Origin of the sequence: Roseomonas sp. E05, from assembly GCF_030063475.1 — a bacterium.
Classification (GTDB): domain Bacteria; phylum Pseudomonadota; class Alphaproteobacteria; order Acetobacterales; family Acetobacteraceae; genus Pseudoroseomonas.
The window spans coordinates 21,836-32,268 of the sequence record NZ_JASIRT010000043.1; the positions used below are offsets into that span (position 1 = coordinate 21,836).

Annotated in this window: 7 protein-coding genes; 5 read left to right on the plus strand and 2 right to left on the minus strand. The window is 69.9% G+C overall.

Annotated features, from left to right (window positions below):
- The first annotated feature begins 171 nt into the window (after window positions 1–171).
- The gene (locus tag QMO56_RS24410) at window positions 172–1,749 is read left to right on the plus strand and encodes an ABC transporter substrate-binding protein (RefSeq protein WP_283529903.1); all 1,578 of its coding nucleotides are present in this window, start codon (window positions 172–174) and stop codon (window positions 1,747–1,749) included.
- 36 nt (window positions 1,750–1,785) lie between these two features.
- Here the strand turns inward: QMO56_RS24410 and QMO56_RS24415 are convergent, their stop codons facing one another.
- Window positions 1,786–2,718, minus strand: coding sequence for a LysR family transcriptional regulator (locus QMO56_RS24415; protein ID WP_283529904.1), 933 nt, complete (start codon window positions 2,716–2,718; stop codon window positions 1,786–1,788).
- A gap of 61 nt (window positions 2,719–2,779) precedes the next feature.
- Here QMO56_RS24415 and QMO56_RS24420 point away from each other — a divergent pair, with 61 nt between their 5' ends.
- Both QMO56_RS24420 and QMO56_RS24425 read left to right on the plus strand, forming a co-directional pair.
- Window positions 2,780–4,432 (plus strand): thiamine pyrophosphate-binding protein, encoded by a 1,653-nt coding sequence (locus tag QMO56_RS24420; protein WP_283529906.1) that lies wholly within the window; start codon window positions 2,780–2,782, stop codon window positions 4,430–4,432.
- A 72-nt stretch (window positions 4,433–4,504) separates the two neighbouring features.
- A complete protein-coding gene (locus tag QMO56_RS24425; RefSeq protein ID WP_283529908.1) occupies window positions 4,505–5,476 on the plus strand; it encodes a tripartite tricarboxylate transporter substrate binding protein in 972 nt (323 codons plus the stop codon).
- 638 nt (window positions 5,477–6,114) lie between these two features.
- Here the strand turns inward: QMO56_RS24425 and QMO56_RS24430 are convergent.
- A complete protein-coding gene (locus QMO56_RS24430; protein WP_283529910.1) occupies window positions 6,115–7,737 on the minus strand; it encodes an ABC-F family ATP-binding cassette domain-containing protein in 1,623 nt (540 codons plus the stop codon).
- Window positions 7,738–7,901: 164 nt separating this feature from the next.
- Between QMO56_RS24430 and QMO56_RS24435 the strand changes: the two genes are divergently transcribed.
- Together QMO56_RS24435 and QMO56_RS24440 are read left to right on the plus strand one after the other, a co-directional pair.
- On the plus strand, window positions 7,902–8,897 hold the full coding sequence (locus QMO56_RS24435; protein WP_408906551.1) for an NAD(P)-dependent oxidoreductase: 996 nt from the start codon (window positions 7,902–7,904) through the stop codon (window positions 8,895–8,897).
- An 81-nt stretch (window positions 8,898–8,978) separates the two neighbouring features.
- Window positions 8,979–10,202 (plus strand): ABC transporter substrate-binding protein, encoded by a 1,224-nt coding sequence (locus tag QMO56_RS24440; RefSeq protein WP_283529913.1) that lies wholly within the window; start codon window positions 8,979–8,981, stop codon window positions 10,200–10,202.
- The last annotated feature ends 231 nt before the right edge of the window (window positions 10,203–10,433 follow it).

Consider the following 10,433-nt stretch of genomic DNA (forward strand, 5'->3'; position numbering starts at 1 on the left):
GCGCGCCATGCTTTGACCGAACCATACCGCGATCGGGGGCGGGCGCGAGGCTCGGCATCGCCGATCCGCCTGGGTCACGCTATCGAATCTTCTTGTGCCGGGGCCGATTCCCCGGTGGCATGGTTCATGCTGGGCGAGGGGAGCGTTCTTTCACCCCCACCGGAGGCTGCCATGCTGTCACGCCGAGGATTGATTGGAACCGCTCTCGCCTCGGGCCTTAGCCTGCCCTCGGTCGGCAGGGCCCAGAGCGGCGCACGCCGCCTGCGCTTCGTCCCCATGGCCGCCTATTCCTCGCCGGACCCGATCTGGACCACCGCCATCGTCGTGCAGACCCATGCGTTGATGGTGTGGGACACGCTCTACGGCGTGGATATCGGCCTCACCCCGCACCCGCAGATGTGCGCCGGCCACGACCTTTCCGACGACCGGCTCACCTGGACCTTCACCCTGCGCGACGGCCTGCTCTTCCATGACGGCGAGGCGGTGCGCGCCGCCGATGCCGTCGCTTCCATCGCGCGCTGGGCGCAGCGCAACAGCTTCGGCCAGCTCCTCGCCGCCGCGACGGAGGAGATGAAGGCGCTGGACGACCGCCGCTTCTCGATCCGGCTGAAGTCGCCCTTCCCGCAGATGCTCTACGCCCTCGGCTCGCAGGGCTGCTACGTCATGCCGGAGCGCATGGCCCGGGTGCCCTCCAGCGAGGCGGTGCGGGAATTCGTCGGCAGCGGCCCCTTCCGGTTCCGCCAGGACGAATGGGTCTCGGGCGTGCGCTCCCTCTACGAGCGCTTCGACCGCTATGTCCCGCGCGCCGAGCCGCCGGACTATCTCGCCGGCGGCAAGGTCGTGCATTTCGACCAGGTGGAGTGGTCGATCCAGCCCGATCCCGGCACCGCCGTCTCCGCACTGCAATCGGGCGAGGTGGACTGGGTGGACCAGCCACTGTTCGACCTGGTGCCCACGCTGAAGCGCAGCCGCGGCGTCACCGTGCAGCAGCTCGATCCTTTCGGGCTGATCGGCATCATCGCCCTCAACCATCTCCAGCCGCCCTTCGACAACCCGAAGCTGCGGCGCGCCCTGCTGCCGGCCATCGACCAGCGCGAATACGTGGCGGCCGTGCTGGGCGAGCAGGCGGATTACGCCTCCATCCCGGTCGGCTACTTCACCGCCGGCTCCCCCATGGCGAGCGACACCGGCATGGCCAGCCTCACCGGCCCACGCGACCTGGAGCTGGCGCGGCGCCTGGTGCGGGAGAGCGGCTATGGCGGCGAGACCATCCTCATCATGGACCCGGGCGACCAGCCGCAGATGCACGCCATGGCCGAGGTGACCTCGGCCACCTTCCAGAAGATCGGGCTGAAGACCGAGCTGGTGGCGATGGACTGGGGCTCGGTGCTCACCCGCCGCGCGGTCAAGAAGCCGCCCGCCGAGGGCGGCTGGAACGTGTTCAACACCCGCCAGGCCGGGCTGGGCGCCGCCGACCCCGCCAGCGTCCAGCTCAAGGGCAATGGCGACCGCGCCTGGTTCGGATGGCCCACGGCCCCCCGCCTGGACGAGCTGCGGGAGGCCTGGTTCAAGGCCGACGACCTCGCGGCCCAGAAGCGCATCGCCGCCGAGATGCAGGCCGCGGCCTTCGAGGCCGTGCCCTATATCCCCCTCGGCCAGTGGTCCCAGCCGACCGCCTTCCGCACCGAGCTCAGCGGCTTCCTCAAGAGCGCCAACCCGCTGTTCTGGAACGTCCGGCGAAGCGCCTGAGCGCAAGGCGGGCCCCGCTTGCGGCGATGCCGCGCCTCAGCGCCGCCGCGCCCCGGCCGCTGGCGGCGTCATGATGCCGAGGCCCTGCAGCCGGGCGGTCATGGCGTGCAGATGCGCCAGGACGGCGCGCAGGGCGGGCGTCATGCCCCGCATGGGGCTGACCGCCACCATCAGCCGCGCGCGCAGCGGCGGCGAGCCGATGCCGCGCAGGATATAGCGCCGGTCGGCGGCCTCCCGTGCCAGCGCGGCGCGCGGCAGCACGCTCCAGCCGATGCCGCGCTCGACCAGCGCGCGGATCGCGGAGAGGCTGTCGACCTCCAGCAGGAGCGTGGGGTCGGGGTGCGCCCCGGCCCGGTGCAGCGCGCGGCGGAGTCCGTGCTGCCGGTCCGGCAGGATGAGGTCGAGCCGCGCCAGGGCGGAGACCGGCACCGGCCCCTCTCCCGGCAGGTCGCGGGCGCGGCGTCGGCGGGCGAAGAGCAGCAGGTCCTCCTCCGCCAGCACCTCCGCCGCGATCGCCCGGCTGCGCTGGCTGTCGTAGAGGATGGCGATGTCGAGCCGGCCCTCGGTCAGCCACTGGTTGATGAAGCCGCTGAACCCATCGACAAGGCGGATGTGCAGCTGCGGATGGCGCTGCCGCAGCTCGCCGAAGATCGATTCCGCCAGGTGCACGGACATGAAGGTCGGCACGCCCAGCACCACCTGCCCGCGCGGCACGGGGTCATCGAGCGCCGCGGGCAGGCTAGCCAGTGCAGCGAGCAGCGGCCGCGCGGCATCGGCCAGACGCTGCCCGTCCTCGGTCAGCCGGGCGCCACGGCCGTGGCGGTAGAGCAGCGGCCGGCCGATCTCCTGCTCCAGCAGGGCGATCTGGCGCGACAGGCTGGGCTGGGCGAGGCCGAGCGCCGCCGCCGCCCGGCCGAAGCCGCCATGCTCGGCGATCGCCAGCAGGGAGCGGAGCCGCGTCTGGTCCATAGCGCGGGACTATAGCTGCTACTGCAAGCCGGAACATGCCCCGGCGCGCTATCCATCCGGCATGGGAAACGTCAAGACCGCCGCCGAGGTCCTCCTCGACAGCCTGGCCGCACGGGGGGCCGACCGCGCCTTCTGCGTGCCGGGAGAATCCTACATCGCGCTGCTCGACGCCTTGCACGCGCACCCCTCCGTCGATCTCGTGACCTGCAGGCAGGAGGGCGGCGCGGGTTTCATGGCGGTGGCCGATGCCAAGCTCACCGGGCGGCCGGGCATCGTGCTGGTCTCGCGCGGCCCCGGTGCCTGCAACGCCGCCATCGCGCTGCACACGGCGGAGCAGGATGCGGTGCCGCTGATCCTGCTGATCGGTCAGGTGGAGAAGCGCGACCTGCGCCGCCGCGCCTTCCAGGAGATCGACTACGCGGCGATGTTCGGCGGCATCGCCAAATGGGTCGGCGAGGCCACGCATCCGGACGAGGTGCCGGAGCTGATCGCCCGCGCCTGGGCCATGGCCACGCAGGGCGTGCCGGGGCCGGTGGTGCTCGCCCTGCCGGAGGATGTTCTGGCCGCGCCCTGTGCCACCCCCGCCCTGCCACCCAACCGCCTCGCCGGCGCCGGGCTGCCGGCGGAGACCTCGGCGGAGCTGGCGGCCCTGCTGCGCCGCGCCGAGCGGCCGATCCTGCTGGCCGGGCACGGGCTGGACGTGCCGGGCGGGCGCGAGGCGCTGCGGGCCTTCGCCGAGGCCTGGCAACTGCCCGTGGCGGTCTCCTTCCGCCGCCAGGACCTCTTCCCCAACGACCATCCGCTCTATGCCGGCGATCTCGGCCTGCGCAACCCGGACGCGCAGCGTGACGCCTTCGCCGAGGCGGACCTCGTGCTCGCCCTGGGCACGCGGCTGACCGACATCACCACCCAGGGCTACAGCTGGCCCGCGCCGGGGCAGCGCCTGGTGCATGTCTGCGCCGACCCGCGCTTCCTCGGCTGGCTGTTCCCGGCGGAACTGGCCATCGCCGCCGAGGCCTGTGCCGTGCTGGCGGGGCTTTCCGCCGAGCACGCCGCCGCCCCGCCGGACCGCGAGACCTGGAACCGCCGCCTGCGGCAGCTTCAGGAGGCGGACAGCCGCGCCATGGCCGCAGACTTCCCGGATGGCCTGCACTTCCTCCGCGTGGCGCGGCTGGTCGGCGAATGCGCGCCGGCCGACGCCATCGTCACGCTCGATGCCGGCACCTTCGCCGCGCCCTTCTACCGCAAGCTGGCCTGGAAGCCGCCGCAGCGCCTGCTGGCACCGATCTCGGGCGCCATGGGCTTCGGCGTGCCGGCGGCGGTGGCCGCGGCGCTGCGGCACCCGGAGCGCACGGTGATCTGCGCCGTGGGCGACGGCGGGGCGCTGATGACCGGCAACGAGCTGGCCGTCGGCATGGCACGCCGCCTGCCGATCAAGCTGCTGCTCTCCGACAACGGCAGCTACGCCTCGATCCGCATCCACCAGGAGCGGCAGCATCCCGGCCGCGTCTCGGGCACCGACCTCGCCAACCCCGATCTCGGCGCCTGGTGCGCCGCCTTCGGCGCGCCCATGCTGCGCGTGGAGAGAGAGGCGGATCTGCCGGCGCTCGCCGCGGCGCTGCGCGCACCGGGGCCGCTGGTCGCCGTGGTCCGCACCTCGCTGCAGGCGGTGCTGCCGGGCACGCTCTGCGTGCCGCAGCCGGCGCCGGACTGACCGGCGCCGCGCCAACGAGAATTCGCGCCGACAAAGTCACGGGCACCACAAAGAAAAATCGGGAGACGCACCATGAAGACCGCACGCCGCCTGCTCCTGCTGGCCACCGCATGGCTCGCCACGAGCCCCGCCCTGGCGGACCCGGCCTGGCCGGACCGGCCCATCACGCTGGTCGTGCCCAACCCGCCCGGCGGCGGCACGGATTTCGCCGCCCGGCTGTTCCAGGAGGCGCTGGGCCAGGCGCTCGGGCAGCCGGTGATCATCGAGAACCGCTCCGGCGGCAACGGCAATGTCGGCATCCTGGCCGTCACCCGCGCCAAGCCGGACGGCTACACGCTGCTGCTGCAGTATTCCGGCTATCACGGCGCCAATGCCGCGCTGACGCCGGAGATCGGCTGGGACCCCGATCGCGACCTCGCCGCCGTGGGCATGGCGACCCTGGCGCCGCATGTCATCTTCTGCGGCCCAGGCCTGCCGGTCCGCACCCTGGCCGAACTGGTGGCGCATATCCGGGAGAATCCCGGTCGCGTCACCTATGCCTCTGCCGGCACCGGCTCGATCCAGAACATCGCCGGCCTCCAGCTCGCACAACGGGTCGGCGCGCCGATGCTGCACGTGCCCTATCGCGGCGCGGCGCCGGCGCTGCAGGACGTGGTCGGCGGGCGGGTGGACATCTTCATCACCACGCCCTCTTCGGCCATGTCGCTGCTCCAGGGCGGGCAGCTGAAGGCCCTGGCCGTGGCCAGCGACGCCCGGCTGCCGGCGCTGCCCGAGGTTCCGACGACCGCGGAGGCCGGGCTGCCGGGCTACACGGTGGATGCCTGGTTCGCGATCTTCGCGCCCGCCGGCACGCCGCGGCCGGTGATCGAGACGGTCAATGCCGCGCTGCGTGCGGCGACGCGGCAGCCCAAGGTGCAGGAGGTCGCCGCCGCCTCCGGCGTGGTGCTGAAGCCCCTGAGGGTGGCCGAGATGGAGGCTCTGGCGCGGCAGGAGGTGGAGAGCCTGACGCGCGTCGTGCGCGAGGCGGGCCTGCGGCTGGAGTAGCGGCGGGAGCGGTCCTCCCGAGGGCGGGCCGATCGCCGCCCTCGGCCTGGGCCGGATTGTCGTGGATGTTGCCGCCGCCGAGATCGCCGCCTTCTTCCGCAAGGCCACGGTGGAGATGGGGCAGTGGTGGCGCCTACGGCGCCGGAGAAATTCGCCGGGGTGGTGCGGGGCGATCACGAGCGGCGGGCGAGATCGTCCGCGGGGCTGGCACAGAGCTGGAGTGAGAGCCTGGATCGTTCATCGCGCCACGTGGACCGTCCCGCCGCACGGCAGGCCTGAACCGCGCCGGCCGGTGAACCGCGGGACTGCGCCCCTTGCTGCCAGGCGGGCCGCCGAGAGTGGCGGCAGCATCATCCGGCACCGAGATCCCGCCCGGGTATCCGGCAGCATGGAAGCCAAGCTGGATGGCCGTGTGGCCGTGGCCTGCGATGTCTCCAGGGCCGAGGATGTCACGCGCGCCTACGCGCAGGTGCTGGCCGCATATGGAAGACGAGTGGATCGGCCAGGAACATCACGCCTTGCCGCGCATCACCAGCCTGGCGCCGCCGGTATCGAGGTCAAGCAGCCCGCCAGAACATGGGCCCACTCTCTCACAACCCGTGGCGCCCAGATCGCGGGCAGGCCAGGAGAAGACCTTCTCAGCCACGGAGGCCCGGCGCCTCCTGTCCGGTCCGCGCCACGTACTCCGTATAGCCACCGCCATACTGATGAACGCCCTCGGGCGTCAGTTCCAGCACCCGGTTGGACAGCGCAGCGAGGAAGTGCCGGTCGTGGGATACGAACAGCATGGTGCCCTCGTATTGCGCCAGCGCAGTGATGAGCATCTCCTTGGTCGCCATGTCGAGATGGTTGGTCGGCTCGTCCAGCACGAGGAAGTTCGGCGGGTCATAAAGCATCCTGGCCATGACCAGGCGCGCCTTCTCGCCGCCCGACAGCACGCGGCACTTCTTCTCCACCTCGTCGCCGGAGAAGCCGAAGCAGCCGGCCAGGGCGCGCAGCGAGCTCTGCGCCGCCTGGGGAAAAGCATCCTCCAGCGCCTGGAAGACGGTGCGGTCGCCGTCCAGCAGTTCCATGGCGTGCTGGGCGAAGTAGCCCATCTTCACGCTGCCGCCGAGCACGACGCTTCCCTCATCCGGTTCGGTCGCGCCGGCGATGAGCTTCAGCAGGGTGGACTTGCCGGCGCCGTTGGTGCCGAGCACGCAGCAGCGCTCCTTGCGGCGCACCAGGAAGTCCAGGCCGCTGTAGATCACCCTGTCGCCATAGCGCTTGTGCACGTTGCGGAGATTCGCCACGTCGTCGCCGGAGCGCGGCGCCGGCATGAAGTCGAAGGCGACCGTCTGCCGGCGCTTCGGCGGCTCGACACGCTCGATCTTCTCCAGCTTCTTGACGCGGCTCTGCACCTGGGCGGCATGCGAGGCGCGCGCCTTGAACCGCTCGATGAACTTGATCTCCTTGGCCAGCATCGCCTGCTGGCGCTCGAACTGGGCCTGCTGCTGCTTCTCGTTCAGCGCCCGCTGCTGCTCATAGAACTCGTAGTTCCCGGAATAGGAGGTCAGCGAACCGCCATCGATCTCGATCACCTTGTTGACGATGCGGTTCATGAACGCGCGGTCGTGAGATGTCATGAGCAGCGCGCCGTCATAGCCGCCCAGGAACTGCTCCAGCCAGATCAGGCTCTCCAGGTCGAGGTGGTTGCTCGGCTCGTCCAGCAGCATGACGTCCGGGCGCATGAGAAGGATGCGGGCGAGCGCCACGCGCATCTTCCAGCCCCCCGAGAGCGCCCCCACATCCCCATCCATCATGGCCTCGCTGAAGCTGAGGCCGGCGAGCACCTCGCGCGCCTGGCCCTCCAGCGCATAGCCGCCCAGGCTCTCGAAGCGGGCCTGCACCTCGCCGAAGCGCTCGATATTCGCCTCCAGCGCGTCCATCTGGTCGGGGTCCGCCATTGCGGCCTCGAGCGCCTGCAGCTCGGCCGCCACGGCGCTCACGTCGCCGGCGCCGTCCATGACCTCGGACACCGCGCTGCGGCCCGACATCTCCCCCACATCCTGGCTGAAGAAGCCGATGCTGGCACCCCGCTCGACCAGGACCAGACCCTCGTCCGGTGGCTCCTGCCCCGTGATCATGCGGAAAAGCGTGGTCTTGCCCGCGCCGTTGGGACCGACGAGGCCGATCTTCTCGCCCTTCTGGAGTGCCGCGGAGGCCTCAATGAAGAGGAGCTGCTGACCATTCTGCTTGCTGATGTTGTCTAGACGAATCATGGATACCTGAGGCGGGAGCGGTTCGGGCATGCTTATGCCATGTCGGCCGCTCCCGGGCATGCCCGTTGCCTGGAAGAAAGTCACGGGACCGGAGGATTGGTGGATTTTTGCCTGCTGCGGACCTGTAAAGCCCTCTGGCCCCTCGCCGAATTCCCAATCCGCTCATTCCGTCATGCCGTTCTTGTACGGGGTGGCTCCTTGCAGGACATTGCAAAGGCGGTCCCGTATCGGAATCGCATCAGAAGAACACAAGGGAGGATACCGGCATGGATGTCGGCTTCATCGGGCTGGGGCGCATGGGGCGGCCCATGGCATCGAATCTCTGCCGCAAGGGCTTCCGGCTGACCGTCAACGACATCAACCCGGAAGCCATGGCCGAGCTGGAGCTGCTTCAGGCGCGCCCCGTCGCCAGCGTGGCCGAGGTTGCTGCCGCCGGGCGCGTGATCGTCACCATGTTGCCGAACTCCGTCATCGTCGATCAGGTGGTGAGCGGGGCGGATGGCGTGCTGGCCCATGCGAAGCCTGGCTCCATCGTGCTCGACATGAGCACCATCGACCCTGAGACCACGGACCGTCTGGCGCAGCAGGCCGCGGCGCGCGGCATCGGCTTCGTGGATGCGCCCGTCGGCCGCCTCGCCAGCCATGCCGATCGCGGCGAATCGCTGTTCATGGTCGGCGGTGCGCCCGAGCACTTCGAGGCCGTCCGGCCGCTGCTGGAGGCGATGGGCAGCACCATCCACCATTGCGGCCCGGTCGGCAGCGGCACCCGCACCAAGCTGGTGAACAACTTCCTCGCCGTCGCCTCCTGCCAGATGAACGCCGAGGCCCTGGCCCTGTCGCAGCGCTTCGGCCTGAAGCTGGAGGCGACGCTGGATGTGCTCTACGGCACCACGGCGGTGAACGGGCAACTCAAGATCGCCTGGCCGAGCAAGGTGCTGAAGGACGACACCGATCCCGGCTTCACCATTGATCTCGCGCACAAGGACCTGACGCTGATCATCGATGCGGCCAATGCGGCGAAGGTGCCGATGCCGATGGCCGCCGCCGCGCGAGAGGCCTTCAGCACAGCACGGTCGCGCGGCTTCGGCGGGCGGGACTTCTCGGCGATGGTGGACGCGCTCTGCGATCTGGCCGGCATCGAGAAACCCCGGCTGCGCTAGGAGATGCCCCAAATATCCGGGCCGGATCTGCCATGCACCGTCGCGCAGACGACGGGCCGTAACACATACAGGGAAACCTCCATGTCCACTTCGCGTCGCGCCCTGCTCCAGGGCACAGCCGGTCTCGCGGCCGTCCTCGCCACACCTGCCATCGCGCAGGCGCCGACCATCCGGATCGGCGTGCTCGCAGACTTCTCCGGCATCTACACGGATCTCCTGGGCCCGGGCGGCGTGGCCTGCGCGCGGCAGGCCGCTGCCGAGTTCGCACCGCAGGTTCCAGGCCTGAATGTCGAGGTCATCTTTGGCGACCATCAGAACAAGGCGGATATCGGCGCCAGCCTGGCACGGCGCTGGTTCGATCAGCAGGATGTCGACATGCTGATCGCCGGACCGAACTCGGCGGTGGGTCTCGCGGTCGCCACCATCTCCCGCGACAAGGACAAGGCCTGCCTGGGCGTGGCCGTCACCGCGACCGAGTTCACCAATGCGCTCTGCACACCGAACACCATCAACTGGACCTATGACGGCTACATGCTGTCCAAGGCCGTGGCTGCGGAGACGGTGAAGGGCGGTGGCCGCAAGTGGTATTTCATCGCCACCGACAATGCCTTCGGCCATTCCCTGCAGGCGGAGACCACGGCTTTCGTGGAGCAGGCCGGCGGCAGCGTGATGGGCGGCGCCCGGGTTCCGCTCGGCACCAGTGACTTCTCGGCCACGCTGCTCGCGGCACGCAGCAGTGGCGCACAGGTGATCGGCCTTGCTCTGGGCGGCAATGACCTGCCGAGCTGCATCAAGCAGGCACAGGAATTCGGCATTACGCGACAGATGAAGCTCGCGGCGCTGGTCATGTTCCTCAACGACATCCATGCCGCCGGGCTGCAGGCCATGCAGCAACTGCTGTTCACCAACAGCTTCTACTGGGATACCAACGACCAGACGCGTGCCTTCACCCGACGTGTGCTGCCCGGCATGGGCGGAGCCTATCCCGGCATGGTGCATGCCGGCTGCTATGCCACGACGCTCCACTACCTGAAGGCCGCTGCCGCGCTGGGCGTGGCGCAGGCGAAGCAAAGCGGTGCCGCAGTGGTGGCACAGATGAAGAAGATGCCGACACAGGATGACGCCTTCGGCTCCGGCTCGATCCGCGCGGACGGGCGGGCGGTCCTGCCGGCTTATCTCCTGCAGGTCAAAACCCCTGCGGAAAGCCGGCGGGAATGGGACTACTGCAAGCTGGTCTCCACCATGTCCCCTCCGGACACCGTCAAGCCACTGGAGCAGAGCGCCTGCCCTCTTGTGCGCACCTAGTATCCTGATCGCGAAGTCCTTCGGACTACCAGATAAGGGCATCCTCCTTTGTTTCAGTGGCCTGCTTGTCCGCAAAGTGCGCGGGAAATCCCGCGCACTTTGTGATCAGGACACTAGGCGGTGGTGACGATTTCCTGATCTGAGGGATTCCGCTGCTGAGCGGGGCGTGATTCAAGGCTGGCTTTTGGAGGCTGGCCTGGATGAGCGCGGACCCGGATGCGTTGCGCGATG